The 18,578-nt window shown below is 67.0% G+C and carries 20 protein-coding genes; 16 read left to right on the top strand and 4 right to left on the bottom strand.

The annotated features are described in order from the left end of the window. The first annotated feature begins 93 nt into the window (after positions 1-93). From BM449_RS10405 to BM449_RS10365, 9 genes are all read left to right on the top strand, one after another. Positions 94-1,101 (top strand): hypothetical protein, encoded by a 1,008-nt coding sequence (locus tag BM449_RS10405; RefSeq protein ID WP_071801159.1) that lies wholly within the window; start codon positions 94-96, stop codon positions 1,099-1,101. Next, a complete protein-coding gene (gene purC / locus BM449_RS10400; RefSeq protein ID WP_071801158.1) occupies positions 1,098-1,853 on the top strand; it encodes a phosphoribosylaminoimidazolesuccinocarboxamide synthase in 756 nt (251 codons plus the stop codon). Before BM449_RS10405 ends, purC begins: the two co-directional genes overlap by 4 nt. Before the next feature lie 43 nt (positions 1,854-1,896). Beyond that, positions 1,897-4,347: a BamA/TamA family outer membrane protein gene (locus tag BM449_RS10395; RefSeq protein WP_071801157.1), complete on the top strand. Its 2,451-nt coding sequence runs from the start codon at positions 1,897-1,899 to the stop codon at positions 4,345-4,347. A 2-nt stretch (positions 4,348-4,349) separates the two neighbouring features. After that, a complete protein-coding gene (gene lpxC / locus BM449_RS10390) occupies positions 4,350-5,207 on the top strand; it encodes a UDP-3-O-acyl-N-acetylglucosamine deacetylase (RefSeq protein WP_071801156.1) in 858 nt (285 codons plus the stop codon). Beyond that, positions 5,204-5,659, top strand: a complete 456-nt coding sequence (fabZ, locus tag BM449_RS10385) for a 3-hydroxyacyl-ACP dehydratase FabZ (RefSeq protein ID WP_233830655.1) — start codon at positions 5,204-5,206, stop codon at positions 5,657-5,659. Before lpxC ends, fabZ begins: the two co-directional genes overlap by 4 nt. A gap of 4 nt (positions 5,660-5,663) precedes the next feature. Further along, positions 5,664-6,485 (top strand): acyl-ACP--UDP-N-acetylglucosamine O-acyltransferase, encoded by an 822-nt coding sequence (gene lpxA, locus BM449_RS10380; protein ID WP_071801155.1) that lies wholly within the window; start codon positions 5,664-5,666, stop codon positions 6,483-6,485. Continuing rightward, positions 6,485-7,708 (top strand): lipid-A-disaccharide synthase, encoded by a 1,224-nt coding sequence (gene lpxB / locus BM449_RS10375; RefSeq protein WP_071801154.1) that lies wholly within the window; start codon positions 6,485-6,487, stop codon positions 7,706-7,708. The genes lpxA and lpxB overlap by 1 nt, the downstream gene beginning before the upstream one ends. Positions 7,709-7,761: 53 nt before the next feature. After that, complete coding sequence (msrA, locus tag BM449_RS10370) at positions 7,762-8,436, top strand: peptide-methionine (S)-S-oxide reductase MsrA (protein WP_071801153.1); 675 nt, start codon at positions 7,762-7,764, stop codon at positions 8,434-8,436. Positions 8,437-8,583: 147 nt separating this feature from the next. Beyond that, positions 8,584-8,772 carry a hypothetical protein gene (locus BM449_RS10365; RefSeq protein ID WP_071801152.1) on the top strand — a complete coding sequence of 63 codons (189 nt, stop codon included), beginning with the start codon at positions 8,584-8,586 and terminating at the stop codon, positions 8,770-8,772. A 7-nt stretch (positions 8,773-8,779) separates the two neighbouring features. Here BM449_RS10365 and BM449_RS10360 read toward each other — a convergent pair whose 3' ends face one another. The 4 genes from BM449_RS10360 to BM449_RS10345 form a co-directional block, all read right to left on the bottom strand. Further along, entirely contained in the window at positions 8,780-9,055 is a 276-nt protein-coding gene (locus BM449_RS10360) for a hypothetical protein (RefSeq protein ID WP_071801151.1), read from the bottom strand. 28 nt (positions 9,056-9,083) lie between these two features. Further along, entirely contained in the window at positions 9,084-10,565 is a 1,482-nt protein-coding gene (locus tag BM449_RS10355; RefSeq protein ID WP_071801150.1) for a leucyl aminopeptidase, read from the bottom strand. Between the two features lie 63 nt (positions 10,566-10,628). After that, complete coding sequence (locus BM449_RS10350) at positions 10,629-11,273, bottom strand: hypothetical protein (RefSeq protein ID WP_071801149.1); 645 nt, start codon at positions 11,271-11,273, stop codon at positions 10,629-10,631. After that, positions 11,270-11,956 carry a type II secretion system protein GspK gene (locus tag BM449_RS10345; RefSeq protein WP_071801148.1) on the bottom strand — a complete coding sequence of 229 codons (687 nt, stop codon included), beginning with the start codon at positions 11,954-11,956 and terminating at the stop codon, positions 11,270-11,272. Before BM449_RS10345 ends, BM449_RS10350 begins: the two co-directional genes overlap by 4 nt. A 132-nt stretch (positions 11,957-12,088) precedes the next feature. On the opposite strand from BM449_RS10345, the gene BM449_RS10340 reads away from it, so the two are divergent. From BM449_RS10340 to BM449_RS10310, 7 genes are all read left to right on the top strand, one after another. Next, positions 12,089-12,412, top strand: a complete 324-nt coding sequence (locus BM449_RS10340) for a DUF1825 family protein (protein ID WP_071801147.1) — start codon at positions 12,089-12,091, stop codon at positions 12,410-12,412. 78 nt (positions 12,413-12,490) lie between these two features. Further along, on the top strand, positions 12,491-13,783 hold the full coding sequence (gene tyrS / locus BM449_RS10335; RefSeq protein WP_071801146.1) for a tyrosine--tRNA ligase: 1,293 nt from the start codon (positions 12,491-12,493) through the stop codon (positions 13,781-13,783). 43 nt (positions 13,784-13,826) lie between these two features. After that, on the top strand, positions 13,827-14,588 hold the full coding sequence (gene pyrF / locus BM449_RS10330; RefSeq protein WP_071801145.1) for an orotidine-5'-phosphate decarboxylase: 762 nt from the start codon (positions 13,827-13,829) through the stop codon (positions 14,586-14,588). Next, positions 14,585-16,063, top strand: a complete 1,479-nt coding sequence (locus tag BM449_RS10325) for an FAD-dependent oxidoreductase (protein WP_071801144.1) — start codon at positions 14,585-14,587, stop codon at positions 16,061-16,063. The genes pyrF and BM449_RS10325 overlap by 4 nt, the downstream gene beginning before the upstream one ends. Positions 16,064-16,172: 109 nt before the next feature. Then, a complete protein-coding gene (locus tag BM449_RS10320) occupies positions 16,173-16,808 on the top strand; it encodes a superoxide dismutase (protein ID WP_233831330.1) in 636 nt (211 codons plus the stop codon). Further along, on the top strand, positions 16,808-17,182 hold the full coding sequence (locus BM449_RS15235) for a hypothetical protein (RefSeq protein WP_071801143.1): 375 nt from the start codon (positions 16,808-16,810) through the stop codon (positions 17,180-17,182). The genes BM449_RS10320 and BM449_RS15235 overlap by 1 nt, the downstream gene beginning before the upstream one ends. A gap of 19 nt (positions 17,183-17,201) precedes the next feature. Then, complete coding sequence (locus tag BM449_RS10310) at positions 17,202-18,572, top strand: 1-acyl-sn-glycerol-3-phosphate acyltransferase (RefSeq protein ID WP_071801142.1); 1,371 nt, start codon at positions 17,202-17,204, stop codon at positions 18,570-18,572. Positions 18,573-18,578 lie beyond the last annotated feature (6 nt).

Genomic DNA, 18,578 nt, shown 5'->3' with positions numbered 1-18,578 from the left:
GGGGCGGTTCCCTAGGTTGTGGCCCTTGGATCGCCCGACGTGTCGTTCCTTCTTTACATCTGGGCGGCCGCGCCGGGGCGATGGCCATCCTGGATGGCTGGGCTGCTCCTGGTTCCGGCCTTGCTGCCTGGTGGCTCTGCGCTTGGCAGCGCCCAGCCGTTCCCCCTACCAGTGGAACCTCTGCCATTGGAACCCCTGCAAGCGGTTCCAATGGCCATGACGGACGAGGCGTTTGCGGCCGTCCTGGCTGGCGATGAACTACCAGCCTTTGAGCAGGCCTGTCAGGAGTCGGCCCGCTTCGATCTACCCGAGCGGCTGCGGCAAATGCGGGAGCGGCTACTGGAGCTGCGGCCGGCCCCCCAACCATTCGATGTGGTGATCACCAACGCCAATGCCCTGATCAGCTGCCGGGCGCCGGAGGCGGCCCTCACCGTGCTCGATCGCTATGGCCCGGCCGCAGGAACCGAGCGTCAGCAATGGTTGATTCAGCAATGGCGCGCGGCCAATGCGGGGCTGAACCATCGCCGCGCTGCCGAAGCCTTGCGGCGCCTGGCCGCCGGGGATCTGGCCAGCCTCGAGTTCACGCCCCTGCCGATGCGGCGCCAGGAGGACGGCAGCCTGGAAACCAGGCCTGCCCTTGACGTACTCGCCGATCATCTGGCCGTGCAGGGCCATCAGCAGGAGGCCGCCGCCCTGTTGCTGGCTGGCCGGCTGCCTGGGCGGGTGGCAGCCCAGCGACTGCAGCGGGCCGCCCTGGTGTTGGAGACCATGCCGATCGCCGAACGCAATCGCTTGCTGGACATGGCCCTGGACCAGGCCGCCGCGGCCGCCGCCTGGGGTTTGGCCGCCGAACTGCTCGATCTGCAGGCCAGCCTGCAACAGGCCGCTGGCACAGATTCCAGCGCCAGTGAGGCGCGGCGCCTGCGGCTCAGTCAGCGCATCGACGATGCCTATGCCGAATGGCTGCTGCGGCGTAACGACCCGGCCGAGAGGGTCCGGGCCGAGCAACTGGAGCGGGCCTTGCGCTCGCCCCGCTCGGGTGGCGGGCACACCCCCACCCCGTCCCCTGCCGTTCCCTTGCCGTCCCCCCCTGCGCCATGACTGCTTACCAGCTCGGCCCCCTGCTCTATGAGGGCAAGGCCAAACGTGTTTTTCGCACCGATCAGAGCGACCTGCTGGCCGTCGAATTCAAGGATGACGCCACAGCCTTCAACGCCCTCAAGAAGGCCCAGTTGCAGGGGAAGGGGCCACTCAACTGCCGGATCTCCGCCCTCTTGCTCGAACATCTGGCGGCGGCTGGGGTACCCACCCATTACCGGGGGATCGATGGCGACCGCTGGATGCTGGTGCAACCGGTGCGGGTGATCCCCCTGGAGGTGGTGATCCGCAATCTGGCGGCAGGCTCACTCTGCCGCCAGCTACCGATCGCGGCTGGCACCCCGCTGAAGCCACCGCTGCTCGATCTGTACTACAAGGACGACGCGTTCGAGGATCCGCTGCTCACCGAGGCCAGGCTGGAATGGCTGGCTCTGGTGACGGGCGAGCAACGCCTTGAACTGGAGCGGCTGGCCCGCTGGATCAACGCCCTGTTGCGAGATCTGTTCAGCGGTGTGCAGCTTGAATTAGTGGATTTCAAGCTTGAGTTCGGCTTCACCACAGGCGGTGAAATGGTGCTTGCCGATGAGATCAGCCCGGACACCTGTCGGCTCTGGGACTGCCAAGTGGAGGATCCCAGCGATCGAATTCTGGACAAGGATCGCTTCCGGCAGGACCTCGGTGGCGTGATCGAAGCCTATGGGGAGGTCCTGAAACGGGTCCAAGGGGTTTGCCCTCAACCCCGCGTCTACCGGTAAGGTCACGGCAATTTGCGGCGTAGCCGTATTGCCTCGGAGAATCATGGGTGGCACCCGCAACGCCCCGAGCACCGATTCCCTCTCTGGGTGGATCCGTCGGCACGGCACTGTCGGCCTGATGGCGGCCCTGCCACTGCTGGCTTTCTGTTCGCTGCTGGCACCGGCGCGGGTTCAGGCCCAGGGCGATCCGGCCCAGAGCCAAGCCGAACTCGCCCAGGCCCAACCCGAGGAGCCTGAAGCCTTAACGCCTGAAGCCCTGGCGCCTGAGGCCGAAGCAAGCGAACCCGAATCCACTGAGCCCCAATCGAGCCAGCCTGACCCGCTCGATGCGGACCAGGCCCCTGAGCCAACCCCTGAGCCAGCAGAGCTGCTTGAAGGCCAGCCAGAGGCTCCAGCAGGAGTGGACACCACCATTCCGGTCTCTCCGCCCCAAACAGCCCCGCTCACGCCAGGCCCGGGCAGCCTGGCGCCCGAGAGCCCAACTGAGCCGAAGGTGCTGATCAGTGAGGTCGTGGTCGAGGGTCTTGATGGCCACCCCGAGGCGGAACGGCTGGAGCTGGCCGTCTACGACGCCATGGTGGTCCGACCCGGCAGCCGCGTCTCCCGTTCTGAGCTTCAGACCGATCTCGCCGCCATCTATGCCAGCGGCTGGTTTTCGGATGTGCGCATCCAACCGGTGGACGGCCCGCTCGGCGTGCAACTGGTGGTGATCGCCACGGCCAACCCCGTGCTCCAGAAGGTGGAGTTCAGCACAGCTGACATCAAGCTTCCCCCGGAGGTTCTCGAAGACACCTTCGCCGCCGACTTCGACAGGACCCTCAACCTCAACACCCTGCAGGCCCGCGTGCAGGAGTTGCAGACCTGGTACTCGGACCAGGGCTATTCGCTCGCCAGGATCACTGGACCGAGTCGGGTCAGCCCGGAGGGGGTGGTGGAACTGACCGTTCGCGAAGGCACCGTCCAGGGGGTGGAGGTGCAATTTCTCAACAGGGAGGGTTCGGCCACCAACGACGAGGGCGAACCGATCCGTGGCAAAACCAAGCCCTGGGTGGTCACCAGGGAGATCTCGACGAAGCCGGGGGAGATCTTCAACCGCCGCAACCTCGAGGAAGACATCAAGCGCCTTTACGGCACCGGCCTGTTCGGCGATGTCAAGGTGACTCTGCGGCCGGTTCCTGCCACGCCAGGCGAGGTGGTGATTGTGCTGGGGATGGTCGAGCAGTCCACTGGCTCTCTCTCAGGGGGTCTCGGCTACAGCCAGAGCCAGGGGGTTTTCGGCCAAATTCAGCTCCAGGACACCAACCTGATCGGCCGCGCCTGGGATATGTCGGTCAACTTCACCTACGGGCAGTTCGGCGGCCTGGCCGATATCTCGTTCACGGATCCCTGGATCAAAGGCGACAAGTACCGCACAGCCTTCCGGGCCCGGTTGTTCATCAGTCGGGACGTTCCCCAGATCTATCAAAGCCAGGACAACGGCAACATCAACACCGCCTCGGACTTCTACGAAGCTCCGAGCACGAGCGTTGCTTACAACATCAACTCCAGGAGCAACCCGGAAGGCCGTCGCTTCGATTCCGTCAATGAGGCCGAAGACGAATCCCCAGGGAACAGCTGGTTTGACTACGACGGCAATTCGATCGCGATCCAGCGGGTGGGTGGCAACATCCAGTTCGTGCGGCCTCTCAATAGCGGCGACCCGTTCAAGCGGGCGATGTGGAACATCGTGCTGGGGGCGAGTGCCCAGGAAGTGAGGCCGATCAACTTCGCCGGTGAATCCATGCCATTCGGCGTGAGCACCAACAATTTCGACGGTGACGAGGCGCCGATCGAGAATGTGGTCTGTGTCGCCTTCAATTGCGCCAGCAGCAACCAGTTGGTGGCTCTGCGTGTAGCCGCCACCCGCAACACCCTCAACGACCCGCGCAACCCCACCTCAGGCAGCTTTCTGAGCGTCAGCACCGAGCAGTTCGTCTCGGTGGGCCCGGATTCCCCTACCTTCAATCGCCTGCGCGGCAGCTACTCCTTCTTCATCCCGGTGAACTGGTTGAAGTTCTACAGAGGCTGCCGGCCGGAGCCTGGCGAACCAACCGATTGCAAACAGGCCCTGGCCTTTCAGGTCACGGCGGGCACCAACATCGGCGACCTGCCTCCCTACGAAGCCTTCTGCCTGGGCGGATCGAACTCCGTGCGCGGCTTCTCCGACTGTGACCTCGGTGTGGGCAGCAGCTTCGGGGAGGCCACCATCGAATACCGCTTTCCCCTGTTCAGCATCATCAGCGGGCAAGTGTTCATCGATGGCGGCACCACCTTCGGCACCCAGTCGAATGTGCAGGGCAATCCCGGCGGCCTGCTGAACAAGCCAGGCAGTGGCTTCTCGGTGGGCACCGGCCTGATCGTGACAACGCCGGTCGGGCCGTTGCGCCTGGAGGTGGCCAGCCGTGACTTCAGCGGTGACTGGCGCTTCAACCTCGGGGTTGGCTGGAAATTCTGAGCATGATCTGGCCTGAGACCTATGCCCAGGCCCTAACGCTGACGGCCCCGCTTGAATGCCAGGGCGTGGGCCTGCACAGCGGCACCACGTCAAAGGTGCGCCTGGAGCCAAGCAACCAGGCCGGCTACCGGTTGGGCTGGCTGAATCAGCCCGGTGGTGCGCTGACCCCTCTCCATCCCTCCCAGGTCTGCGAAACCCAGCTCTGCACGGCGCTCAGGTTCGATCAGCGCCGTCTGGCCACCGTTGAGCATCTGCTCGCCGCCATCGTCGGCACCGGCCTCAGCCACCTCGACATCCTCGTGGACGGTGAGGAGGTGCCCCTCCTCGACGGCTCCGCCCTCGCCTGGGTGGAGGCGATCGCCGAGGCAGGGCTGACGACCCTCGGCGAACGGGCGCCCCTGCAGGAGCTCTCAGCCCCGATCACCCTGCAGCAAGGCCAGAGCTTCGCCACCGCACTGCCCAGCACCAGCCCCTGGATCGGCGCGGCGATCGAATTCAGCCAGCCGGCGATCGGCCGGCAGCTCTATTCCCTCGAACTCACCCCCCGGAGTTTTGTGAGCGAGATCGCACCGGCCCGCACCTTCGGCTTCCGCGAGCAGGTGGAACAGCTTCAGAAGGCTGGCCTGATCAAGGGCGGCGACCTCAGTAACGCCCTGGTCTGCGATGGCCAGCAGTGGTTGAATCCACCGCTGCGATTTGCCCAGGAGCCGGTGCGCCATAAGCTGCTGGACCTGCTGGGCGATCTGGCGCTGGTGGGCTTGCCCCGAGCTCAGGTGTTTGCCTTCCGCGGATCCCATGGGCTGCACACCGCTCTGGCGGCGGCCCTGGCTGCACAATCCGACCTGCCTGAAGCCCGTTGACCGTTTCCCTCGCCGGCACTCCTCTGCTGACCAGTGAGCAGATCCTCAATCTGTTGCCGCACCGTTACCCCTTTGCCCTCGTCGACCGGCTGATCGAACATGAGCCCGGTAAGCGTGCCGTGGCCATCAAGAACGTCACCCTCAACGAACCCCAGTTCCAGGGCCATTTCCCTGGCCGGCCGATGATGCCCGGGGTGTTGATCGTTGAGGCGATGGCCCAGGTTGGCGGCTTGATCCTCGTGCAGATGCCCGAACTGCCCAAGGGCCTGTTCGTCTTTGCTGGAATCGATGGTGTGCGCTTTCGTCGGCCGGTGGTGCCGGGCGATCAGTTGCGGATCAGCTGCGAACTCCTATCGCTCAAACGCCAGCGCTTCGGCAAAGTGAAGGGCGAGGTCACGGTGGACGGACAACGCGTGTGTTCCGGAGACCTGCTGTTCTCGCTGGTGGACTGAGCCAATGACCAGCGCAGCCGTGGAAACATCGATCCATCCCACTGCCTTGGTGGACCCCCACGCCAAGTTGGCCAGTGGGGTGGAAATCGGACCGTTTGCCGTGATCGGCCCGGACGTGCAGATCGGCCCCGGCAGCAAAATCGGCCCCCACGTGGTGATCGAAGGGCGGGTGCACATGGGCGCGCGCAATCGCATCTTTCCTGGCGCCTGCATCGGACTTGAACCCCAGGATCTCAAGTACAGCGGCGCCCCCACCGAAGTGGTGCTCGGCAACGACAACACCATTCGCGAATGCGTCACGATCAATCGGGCCACCGCCGATGGCGAGCAGACCGTACTGGGCAGCGGCAATCTGCTGATGGCGTATTGCCATGTGGGCCACAACTGTGAGCTGGCCGATGGGATTGTGGTGGCCAACAGTGTGGCGATCGCCGGCCACGTGGTGATTGGCGATCGGGCCGTGATCGGTGGGGTGCTGGGCATTCATCAGTTCGTCCACATCGGCAAGCTGGCGATGGTGGGTGGGATGAGCCGCATCGACCGCGATGTGCCTCCCTTCGCGATCGTTGAGGGCCATCCGGGGCGGCTGCGAGGGCTCAACCGGATCGGCCTGCGCCGCAGCGGGCTCTCAGACCGCGCCGATGGTGCCGAACTGAAGCAATTGCAGGAGGTCTGGAACCGCCTGTACCGCGGCGATCAGGTGCTGGTGCAAGCCCTGGCCCGCATCCGCCAAGACCACCTGTTGCCGGCCGCCGAAGAGCTCTGCAGCTTTCTTGAGGCCTCGATCACCGCAGGACGGCGCGGCCCCCTGCCCCACCACCGCTGATGGCCAGGCTGCTGATCAGCACCGGCGAGGTGTCCGGGGATCTCCAAGGCGGGCTGCTGATCCAGGCCCTCCATGCCGAAGCCGCCCGGCGCGGACTGCCGCTGGAGATCCTGGCCTTAGGCGGCGAGCGCATGGAACGGGCCGGGGCCCGGCTGCTGGCGAACACCGCACCGATGGGGGCGATGGGGCTGTGGGAAGCGCTGCCGTTGGTGCTGCCCACCCTGCGCCTGCAGCGGCGGGTGGGCCGGCTGCTGCGCCAGACCCCGCCCGATGGTGTGGTGCTGATCGATTACATGGGAGCCAATGTCAGCCTGGGGCTCACCCTCAGACGCCGGCTGCCGAAGGTGTCGATCACGTACTACATCGCACCCCAGGAATGGGCGTTCCGCATCGGTGAGGGCGGCAGCACCCGGCTGATCGGCTTCACCGATCGCATCCTGGCGATCTTTCCGGAAGAAGCGCGCTTCTACGCCGAGCGGGGAGCCGACGTGACCTGGGTGGGCCACCCCCTGCTCGACACGCTCAGCGAGCAACCCAGCCGGGAGGAGGCCCGCCAGCAACTGGGCCTGGCGGCAGGCGAAACATTGCTGCTGCTGCTGCCCGCTTCCCGCAGCCAGGAGATGCGCTATCTGGTGCCCACCCTGGCGGCAGCGGCGGCTGAACTGCAGCGCCAGCGCCCTGGCCTGCGGGTGATAGTGCCGGCGGGCCAGGCGGCATTCGAAGCCCCGCTGGCCGCCCTGCTGCGTCAGGCTGGCGTCCGGGGTGAGGTGGTGCCCGCCGCAGCGGCGGACCGCCTGCGGCCGGTCCTCTCTGCCGCCGCCGACCTCGCCCTGACAAAGTCAGGGACTGTGAATTTGGAGCTGGCCCTGCGCGGGGTGCCCCAAGTGGTCGGATACCGCGTCAGCCGCCCCACAGCCTGGGCCGCCCACCATCTTCTTCACTTCCGCGTCGATCACATCTCACCGGTGAATCTGGTGCTCTCTGAGCGGCTCGTTCCGGAGTTGCTCCAGGACAGCTTCAGTGCCGAGGCGGTGGTGGCGGCCGCCCTGCCACTCCTGGATCCCGGCCCAGCGCGCGAGCGGATGCTGGATGGCTACCGCCGGCTGCGGAAGTGCCTGGGCGAACCGGGTGTCACCGCCAGGGCGGCCAACGAAATCCTCGACCATCTGCCCGAGACCCCCGAACCTCGAAAAGCCGTCGCCCCCCTCTCCCACCGGAGTTGACAGCCCTGCAAGATGATCGGACAACCTTCCCCACCACCAGTTCTGAGCCGGCCATGACGAATCAGCAGACCAGCCACTCCGGTGCCCTGCGCTGGTCTGGGCTTGTGCGTGGTCTGCTCTTAGGTCTGGTCGTCCTGCTGATTTCCGCAGCGCCGGCTCAAGCCGTGATCGAGGAGGCAGTGTTCGCCGGTGGTTGCTTCTGGTGCCTGGAGCACGACCTTGAGGTGCTCCCCGGAGTGGTCGATGCGGTCAGTGGCTACAGCGGTGGGTCCAAAGACAACCCCACCTATCGCCAGGTGACCGCCGGTGGAACCGGCCATCTCGAGAGCGTGCAGGTGCGCTTCGAGACCGACCAGATCAGCTATCCCACCCTGCTGCGGGCGTTCTGGCGCAACGTCGATCCCCTCGATGGTGGCGGCCAGTTCTGTGACCGTGGTGCCTCCTACCGCCCGGCGATCTTCACCAGCGGCACACGTCAGCAGGAGCAGGCCCTCGCCAGCCTGCAGGCAGCGGGCAGGGAACTGGACCAGAAAGCAGCCGCGATACGGGTGCAGATCCGACCGCTCAGCAAGTTCTGGCCAGCCGAGACCTATCACCAGAACTACGCCCGCCAAAACAAGCTCAAATACAACTATTACCGCTGGTCATGCGGACGCGATCAGCGGCTCAATCAGATCTGGGGCTCAAAAGCTCGAACCTCTGTGCCATGGCCTGAGCAGAAGTCCTGAAGGCTACCCAGGGTTGAACCAGCCGCTTGCAGAGAAGGATCACTGATCACTTCATGGGCAACGGGTTCCCAGGTTTCTGGCCTGCTCCAGGCCCTGCCTAGGCAGGGGATTTGAGCCTACGCTGGGTGGATGGGAAGGAGGTTGCAGATGTATTTACTGACGATTCGCGATGGTCTGGTGACCCGCCACATCGGTCCCTTCGCCAGCCCCAAGCATGCGGCCGATGATCTCGATCGCCGGCTGGCCGGTTTCGGCGAGCGGGTGAGCTGGCAGATCCACGAACTGGAAGCCCCCGAAGCCAGCCTGATGCAGGGCCTGGAGCAAGTGGCTGCCTAGCGGCTCGTTAGCGGCCAGGTGTGCTGGTTGGCATACGCCCCTGGCGCGGATAGCCGCGCAGCAACCCACTTTCCACCATCAGACCCACCCCGGCTGTCACACAGATCAGACCAAACGTTCCGTACCAGAACCAGGGCCCGGCCGGCGAGACCATCTGATTGAGCAGGGCGACTTCCTGCAAGGTTCGCCGGGTGATCGCCTCACCGACGAGACAGATCCCCGACGGCAACAGCAGCACTCCGAGCTGGGCGCTGAGGTACCAGCGGATCTTCTGAACGGCCATGCGTTGCGGTCAGGCGTTGGGGCCAACTTTAAGCGGGTCCTCCCTGGCTTACCCACTCGACAAGGGTGCGCACGCCGAACCCCGTGGCACCGGCTGGATCCAGCCCCCGCCCCTTGTCACTCCAGACCGTGCCGGCGATGTCCAGGTGGGCCCAGGCCGGTCCTGCTTCGATGAAATCCTGCAGGAACAGAGCGGCGGTGATGGAGCCGCCTGCCCTTGGCCCGGTGTTCTTGAGGTCGGCCACGGGGCTCTTGAGCCCCTCCTTGTAGGAGGCCTGCAGCGGCATCCTCCAGAACTGCTCACCGCCGAGGCGTCCGGCTTCGAGCAGGGCGTCGGCGAGGCCATCGCTGGGCGACCAGAGGCCGGCGATCTCGTTACCCAGGGCAATCACGCAGGCCCCGGTGAGGGTGGCCAGATCCACCACCGCATCAGGCTGGAGCCCGCTGGCGTAGACGAGGGCATCGGCCAGGGTGAGCCGGCCTTCGGCATCGGTGTTGTTCACTTCGATCGTCTTGCCGTTGGAGGCCGTCAGGATGTCGCCGGGGTGGATGGCCTCGCCACTGATCATGTTTTCGCAGGCCGCCACGATCACGTGCACCTCCACACCGTCTGGCTTGAGCTCGGCGATGGCCCGGGCGGCTCCGAGCACGGCGGCACTGCCGCCCATGTCGTACTTCATCATCTCGATCTGGGAGCCACCGGTCTTGAGGTTGTAGCCGCCGGAATCGAAGGTCACCCCCTTGCCGATCAACACCAGCCGGCGGCTGGCCCCGTCAACGGGCCGGTAGGTGAGATGGATGAACTTCGGCGGCAACGCGGAGCCCTGGGACACGCCCAGATAAGCGCCCATGCCGAGAGCTTCACAGTCGGCGCGCTCCAGCACCTTCAGCTCCAGGCCATAGGTGCCGGCGATCTCGGCCGCGGTGTCGGCCAAGGCCTGGGGCGTGACCACATTGGGCGGCGCCGCCACCAGCTGGCGGGCCAGCTCCACGCCGCTGCAGATCGCCCCCAGGCCATCCAGACCGGCCTGGGCCGACTCCGGCAGCCCCAACAGGCTGATCGAGCCCGGCACCGCAGCGGGTTCGACTTCGCTTTTGAAGCGCTGGTCGGCATAGAGGGTGAGCCGCACCGCCTCGGCGATCGCCTGGGCCGCGGCCTTGGGATCGAGTCCGTCGCTGGGCAGGGCGATGCCGAGATCGGAGGCTTTACAGGCTGCCGCTGCCCTGGCGATCGCTGCAGCGGCACTGCGCAGACCGGCGACATCGCCAGCCTGCGCCTCCCCTAGCCCCACCACGATCAACTGGGCCGGTGCCTGGCCCAACAGGGTGAAGGTGAGAACATCGCCGGCTTTGCCCTTGAAGCGGCGCTGCTCCAGCAGGGCGCTCAGATCGGGGCCGAAGCGGGCTTCCAGGGCCTGTTGCAACGGTCCGTGATCGTCCTGGGCCAGACCCACCGCCAGGGTGTCACCGCCCCAGTCGCTCAGCGAGACGGGCGTGCAGCGAAACTCCATGGGGGGGCGCAAATCTTGAGGCCGCGATCGTAGCCAGGCTCCACGGCCTGCCCTGGACGGGTTTCAGCCGAGGTCGCTGGTGAAGGGCGTCGCCCAGCGTTGGCGCGTTTCCTTGTTGAACGGGGGCTGCCAGCGGCGGATCAGCGCCTGCTCAAGGACTTGGCGCGCCCTTGCCGCGACCGGCACGTCCGCCCAGAAGCGGATGCTGGCCAGGCTCTTGAGTTGGGCCTGCTGCAGGGCCTCGCCGTAGGCCGCCAGGTAGGTCTTGCAGTCATGGTCGCCCTTCCAGCGCAGATCGGCCCGCGAGGTTTCGCCGATGTACAGCAGCAAAGGGATGTTGAGGTGGGGCGGCTGGTCAATCACCACATAGAGCGCCGCCCCGTTCTGAGCCTGCTGCGGCCAGCGCCAGAACTGCAGGCTCTGGGGGGTGAGGGCCAGCGGGTTGAAGTGGGCAGCCAGAGCAGCAGGATCGGGGCCCATGCCAGGCCGTCCCGTGGCGAACAGCTGCCCCTGACTGGCCTCTCCCGGGGCCTGGTGGTGGGTCCCCAGTGCCTTGAACAGCGGCTGCTGGAAGCTGGCCAAGCGATTTTGCCAAGCGAGCAATTGCCGCTGCCGCAGCGGCAGCAGGGCAGAAACGGCCGCGCCGGGTCCATCACCGCTGCCGGCACCCGCCGGGAACAGCTCCCCCTGTCGAGCGGAGTTTGTCATCGCCGCCGGGGCAGCTCCGGCCCCAAAGGCCCCTTACCGAAGCTCACCTTGCCAATCAGGCCTTCGACCAGGTCAGCGGGAAGCTGCAGCCGTTGCTGCAGATCGGCCAGGTCCTGGAACGGGCCGCGGCCCCGCTCGCGCACCAGCCGCTGACCACGCTCCGGATCCAGGCCCAGCTGAGCCTGCAGCTGGGCTGTGCTGGCGCGGTTGAGATCGAGGGCCAGCAAACCGTCGCGGGGGCTATCGCCGTACCAGCGGAACGCCAGCAGGGGCTCCCAACAGTGCACCTCGGCGGGCTGGAGGCCCAGCACCCGTTGCAGGTCGTCGATGCCGCTGAGTTGAACGCCTCCGGCCTGCAGCCGCAACAGCAGGTCCACCTGATTAGGAGTGATGCCGGGCAGGCGCAGCCAGTCGGCGGCCGTGGCCCTGTTCACATCCAGATGCCAACCCAGGGCAGCCAGCTGACCAACCTCATCGGCGTTGCGCAGCCGCAGGTCCGGATCCTGGGCCAGCTTCAAAGCCAGCAGATCCCGCTCGATCTCATCGGCACCCGCTAGGCCCGCGGCGCTGGCCGGTGTCTTTGGGCCAGCCGGGTTGTTTGCACGGGCGGCCGGGGCCGGCAACTGTCCGGTCGCCACCAGCAGGCGGCGGGCCAGCGCATCCAACCACTGCCCCTTGGCCATGGCGGCACTCGCCCAAACGCACAACTGGCCCGAAGTTAGCGGTAGTGGCGGCTCGATTACGTCAATCCGCACTCCCGCCCAAGCCAGGTGCCGCCCAGAATCGCTCCTATTGCACCACGGCTAGCCGCTTCCATGGGGTTCTTCGAATCCGAGATCGTTCAGGACGAGGCCAAACGCCTGTTCGGCGACTACCAGCAGCTCACCCAGCTCGGGGGCGACTACGGCAAGTTCGACCGGGAAGGCAAGAAATTGTTCATCGAGCGGATGGAAACGCTGATGGATCGCTACCGGGTGTTCATGAAACGCTTCGAGCTCTCCGAGGATTTCCAGGCCAAGCTCACCGTGGAGCAGCTGCGCACCCAGCTCGGCCAGTTCGGCATGACACCCGAGCAGATGTTCAGCCAGATGAACCAAACCCTGGAGCGGATGAAGCGGGAGCTGGGCGCTGAAGGCTGAACCTGCCCATGGCTGAGCGAGCCGGGGAGGTCAGCAGGGTCGCTGCCTACGATCGCCGGCAAAGAGAGACAGGGCCAGATGGTGGGGGCGCCGCAGAGGCAGGGGTTTGGCTTGCCGCCGTGGCTGGAGAGGGGCTTGGCCGATCTGTTTCCCAATGGACGGGGGGGCGATCCTGATCAAATCATGGGGGCGCGGCTCGCCGAAGCAGAGCAAGCCGGCCGGCCCCTGCGGATCAAGTTGGGCATCGACCCCACCGGCAGCGACATCCATCTCGGCCACAGCATCCTGTTTCGCAAGTTGCGGGCGTTCCAGGACGCCGGCCACACCGCCGTTCTGATCATCGGCGATTTCACCGCCCGCATCGGCGATCCCAGCGGCAAGAGCGCCACCCGGGTGCAGCTGGGCGCCGACGCCGTGGACGCCAACGCCGCCACCTACCTGGCCCAGCTGGGCCAGGGCCAGCCGCCGGAGCACGCCCTGTTGGATTTCCAGACCCCCGGCCGGCTGGAGGTACGCCGCAACAGCGAATGGCTCGCCGGCCTGGATCTGGCCAAGGTGATCGAGCTGCTGGGCACCGCCACGGTGGGGCAGATGCTGGCCAAAGAGGAGTTCGCCAACCGCTACAGCTCCGGCACGCCGATCAGCCTGCACGAGTTCCTCTACCCGCTGCTGCAGGGCTACGACTCGGTGGCGGTGCGCTCCGACCTGGAGCTGGGCGGTACCGACCAGAAATTCAATGTGGCGATGGGCCGCGATCTGCAGCGCCATTTCGGCCAGCGACCCCAGTTCGGGGCGTTGCTGCCGATCCTGCCGGGGCTTGATGGGGTGCAGAAGATGAGCAAGAGCCTGGGCAACACCGTGGGCCTCTGTGACGACCCGCTCTCGATGTATTCGAAGCTGGAGAAACTGCCCGATGCGGTGGTGGATGAGTACCTCACCCTGCTCACCGGGCTGAACCTCACCGAGCTGCCGACCGGCGGACGGGAGCGCCAGAAGGCGATGGCCCTGGCGATCACCGCCGGCCGCCATGGCCAGGCTGCGGCGCTGGCGGCCCAGGCCGATGCCGCGGCCTTGGTAGCCGCAGGCAGTGGCAAGGCTGCAGGCGCGCTGGGTTCAGCCGGTACGGCAGAGGCGACCGTGCCGGAGGTTTCACTGGCGGCGGTGGAGTTCCCCATTGAGGCCTTTGCCCTGCTGCGCGAGCTGGGGCTTTGCGCCAGCGGCGGCGAGGCCCGGCGGCAGATCCAGGGGGGTGCGGTACGGCTCGATGGCGACAAACTCAGCGACCCGCTCCAGGCCTTCGCCGCCGCCGAACTGGACGGCAAGGTGCTGCAGCTCGGCAAGAAAACGTTCCGGCGGCTGATTGGTACCTGACGGGCTGGGATCTTTAATCTGAGCAGCGGTCGGTGAACCCCCTGTGATCCCAAAGTTGGGCGGAGATGCCGCTGATCGAATCATCGTGGCGCTCGATTACCCAGAGGCCGCCTTGGCCCTGGCGCTGGTGGATCGCCTGCCCGAGCTGCGCTGGGTGAAGGTGGGCCTGGAGTTGTTCATCGCCTGCGGGCCGGCGCTCGTCATTGAGCTGCGCCGCCGCGGCCTGCGGGTGTTTCTGGATCTGAAATTCCACGACATCCCAGCCACCATGGCCGGGGCTGTGGGCAGCGCCGCCCGCCTGGGAGCGGAGCTGATCACGGTGCACGCTGCGGCCGGCAGCCAGGCACTGGCGGCGGCCCAGGCGGCGGCGGTGGCCGGAGCGGCGCAAGCGGGATTGCCCGCTCCCACCCTGCTGGCCGTGACCGTGCTCACCAGCTGGGAGCCCGATCGCTTTCGAGATGAACTGGCTGTTGGCGAGCCCCTGGAGCGCCACAGCTCACGCCTCGCGGCCCTGGCGGTGGCCGCCGGTGTGGGCGGTGCCGTCTGCTCCGCCCATGAAGTGGGGCGGCTGCGGGCCAGTCACCCCCGCCCCTTCCTGCTGGTGACACCCGGCATCCGCCCGAGGGGAAGCGCGGCCGGCGACCAGGCCCGGGTGATGGGACCCCATCAAGCCCTGGCGGCCGGCGCCAGCTTGCTGGTGATCGGCAGGCCGATCCGTGAGGCCAGCGATCCTGCGGCAGCCTTCGCGGCCTGCATGGCCGAGAGCATCGGGCAATCTGGGGAGCCTGGCCCAGCGATGCGGTGACACGGAACAACCCCGAGCCGCCCAGCGAGAGCCTCGTTGATGTGGTGGTGCTGGGCGCCGGTCTCGCCGGCCTGGTGGCGGCCCGGGCGCTGCAGGTGGCCGGCCGCTCGGTGCGCCTGATCGAGGCAGCCCCTGAGCTCGGCGGGCGCATGGTCGGCCAGCGGTTGCAGCTGGCTGGTGGGGAGATCGGTGGCAGCTTGTCCGGACAGCAGAACCCCTGGATCGACCTGGGCGGCCAGTGGGTGGGCCCCAGCCAGAGCCGCATGCAGGCCCTGCTCGATCGCCACGGCATTCGCCGCTTCGAATCGCCCCATAGCGGCAAGACCGTGCTGGTGTTCGGCGAAAGCCGCTGCAGCTTCGCCGGGTTCTTCCAGGGCTTTGCCGAAGGCCAGCCACCGGCAGTGCCGACTGCCGACTGGAACGACGCCATGGCGGCCCTGGCGCGCTTCGAGGAGCTGGTGGCCCAATTGCCCGAAGGTCACCCCCACCACCATCCCGCCGCCGCTGAACTCGATCAGCTCAGCTTCCAGGACTGGATCGACGCCCACTCCCACACCCCCTTCGCCGCCTGGTATTTCGCCTATTTCTGCCGCGCCGTCGGCTTCCTCGGCCCAGCGGAGCCCGAGCAGGTGTCGCTGTTGCATGTGCTCTGGGGCCAGCGCACCGCCTCCCAGGGCGAGCAGCCCGAACAGGAGCTGCTGCATGGCGGCGCCGGCCAGCTACCGGCCCTGCTGGCCACGCAACTGGGCGAGGGGGTGGTGCGGCTGGGCGAGCCGGTGCGGGCCGTGCTGCAAAGCGTGGTTCAGGACCAGCGCGAGGGCGAACTCCCAGGAGCTGGGGCCGCTCACCCGGTTCTGGTCCAGACCGACCGAGCGCACTACCCCTGCCGTGCCGCGATCGTGGCGATGCCGCCGGCGATGGCCGCTCGCCTGCACTTCATGCCGGAACTGCCCGCCGACCGCCTGGAACTACAGCGGGAGATGGCGATGGGCGCCTGCGCCAAAATGCTGGTGGTGTACACCAGCCCCTGGTGGCGCAAGCTGGGGCTCTCGGGAATCGCCATCGGTGATCGCCCCTGGGTGGAACTCTGCGCCGACAGTTCCGATCCCCAAAGCGGTTGGGGAGTGCTGGCCGCCTTCGTGGTGGGCCATCGCTACCAGCGCTGGGCAAAGCTGGACGAAGCGGAGCAGAAGCAGGCGGTGCTCGGCGATCTGGCTGCCTATCTGGGGCCGCAGGCCCTGACTCCGGCGGCCTTTGTGGTCAAGGACTGGCCGACCATGCCGTTCGTGGGCGGCGCCTATGCCGCCTGGATGCCGCCGGGGCTGTGGAGCCGTTGCGGCGATGCCCTGCGCCGGCCCCATGGCCAGGTGTTCTGGGCGGGCACCGAGGTGGCCGAGCGCTGGCCAGGATTTTTCGAGGGGGCGGTGCGCAGCGGCGAAGACGCTGCAGCAGCGGTCCAGCAGACGCTCGACTGAGCCGCCGTTCCCATACTTGGCAGACAAAGCCCTCCTGCACACCCCCGACGCCATGCCCAAGCTCCTGTCCTGGCTGCTGGCCCTGTTGCTGGCCTTCGCACCAGCCCCGATGGCCCAGGCCGCCGATGCGGCCTTCTCGCTGCCGCCCCTGCCCTACGCCAACGCGGCGCTAGAGCCGGCAATTGAGGCCACCACGATGGCGATTCACCACGACCGCCATCACCAGGGCTATGTGAACAACCTGAATGCGGCCGTGGCAGCGGAACCGGCCTTGCGCGGCCTGGAGCTCGAAGCGCTGCTGAAGCGGCCGTCGCGGCGCTCGAACGCGGTGCGCAACAACGCCGGCGGCCACTGGAACCACAGCTTTTTCTGGGCCTCGCTGACGTCGCCCGGCCAGGGCGGAGCACCATCGCCCGAGCTGCTGACAGCGATCGATCGCGATTTCGGCTCCTTCGAGGCGTTCCAGGCCAGTTTCAAGGCGGCGGGAGCAGGGCGCTTCGGCTCGGGCTGGGTGTGGCTGATCGTCAATCCGAAGGGAACGCTCGAGGTGGTGAGCACCGCCAACCAGGACAACCCGCTGATGGACCTGCCAGAAGGGCGGGGCACGCCGCTGCTCGGCAACGATGTCTGGGAGCACGCCTACTACCTTCAGTACCAGAACCGCCGCGCCGACTACCTCGACGCCTGGTGGTCGGTGGTGAACTGGCCGGTGGTGTCCGATCGCTACGCCAAGCAGCTGGCCTGATGCTCAAGCGGCTCGATCAGGCCTTGTTCGATAAGAGGCTGCAGCCCGGCACCTACGTGAGGCCCCACTGTCACCTGCGCTCCGCTCCCGCCGCCGCCTTTGAGTGTCTCGTTGTGCTGCAGGGGGCGATCGGCCTGCTGCTGCTCGATCGCCAGTTCCACACCCTGGTGGCACTGCAGCCGGATTCGGTGATGCTGGAGATCAAACAGGGCCCCTACAGCCCGGCCACCGATAAGGATTTTCTGCCTGGTTTCCCAGCCCAAGGCAGCACCGAGGCCGACCAGCTGGTCCTCAGCTGGAGCGCCCCCGGTTCGGCTGAGTCAACCGCGGACAACCGCTGCTCCGATCCCCCCGTCCTGTTTCCCAGTCCCTGACGCTGCCCTTTGGAACCCCATGCCCAGCGCCGCGATCCAGGGCGTCCAGCCCGGCCTTCGCTTCATCCCACCGGATTACACCCCCTGGTTCCATCGCCTGGCCCGGTTGGCGCTGCCCTTGTTGCTGCGTTGGCGCGGCGTCCGGGCTGTGGAGGTTTGCGGGTCCGAGCCCCTGGCCCGCTTGTTCGCCGATGCCCAGGCCGGCCGGATCCGGCTCCTGATCGCCTTTCGCCATCCCTCCACCACCGACCCGCTGGTGATGGCCCAGTTGGTCTGGAAGGAGGTACCCAAGGCGGCCCGGCGCCTGAAGTTGCCCCTGGCGCAGCCCGTGCACGGCCAGTTCCTCTACGACAGGGGCATTCCGCTCTGGGCCGGCCAGACGGCCGGCTGGATGCTCTCGAAACTGGGCGGGATCACAATCAAGCGCGGCAGGCTCGATCGCCGGGCCCTGAAAACGGCCCGCAACCTGTGCGCCCATGGCCCCTTCCCGCTGGCGATCGCGCCGGAAGGGGGCACCAACAACCACGGGGAACTGCTAGGCCCGCTTGAACCCGGCCTGGCCCAGATGGCCTTCTGGTGCTGCGATGATCTCGCCGCCGCGGGGCGTGACGAACGGGTCGTGATCGTGCCGGTGGCGCTGCAATACCACCTGGTGGCTTGCGACTGGAACCGGATCGATCAGCTGCTGGGCCGGATGGAAGACCTGCTGGGACTCCCAGCAACCGGGGCTGCAGCAGAACCCGAGCGGCGCTACGGCCGTCTGATTCACCTGGCCGAACAACTGCTTGGCCAGCTGGAAGCTTTCTACGGCCAGCCCCCAGTGCAGCCCACTGACCAGCCCCCAGGGCAGACAGAAACGCCCAGCAGCGCCGAAGAACCCGCCTTTCAGGCCAGGATCGTGCGCCTGCGGGAGCGGGCCCTGGCGCAGGCTGAGGCCCATTTCCAGCTACGGCCCAAGGGCTCGATCGTGGAGCGCTGCCACCGCATCGAGCAGGCGGGCTGGCAAGCCATGTACCGCGACGATCTGGAGGGCAGCTCCGCCCTTGAGCTCAGCCTGGCCGACTGGAGCGCCCAGGAAGCCGCCATCCAAATGAATCACATGCGGCTGGCGGAGCAGTTTGCCTCGATCAGCGGCTCCTATGTGGCTGAAAAACCCAGCATCGACCGCTACGGCGAGCTGCTGCTGATCCTCTGGGGGGCGATCGCCTGGATCCGTAGTCCCCAGGCGGAAGCGCCCCCCTCGCTGGGGCCGCGCCGGGTGACGATCGTGGTGGGGGAGTCGATCGAGGTGGGTGATCAGTTCGGGCTCTATCGCTCGGATCGCCGGACCGCAGTCGACCAGCTCACCGCCGTGATCCGCAGCCGACTGGAGGCCGCGATGCTCGGCTGAGCAACC

Origin of the sequence: Synechococcus sp. SynAce01 (genome assembly GCF_001885215.1) — a bacterium.
Lineage (GTDB): Bacteria > Cyanobacteriota > Cyanobacteriia > PCC-6307 > Cyanobiaceae > Regnicoccus > Regnicoccus frigidus.
This window is presented reverse-complemented; position numbering and strand designations above follow the sequence as displayed.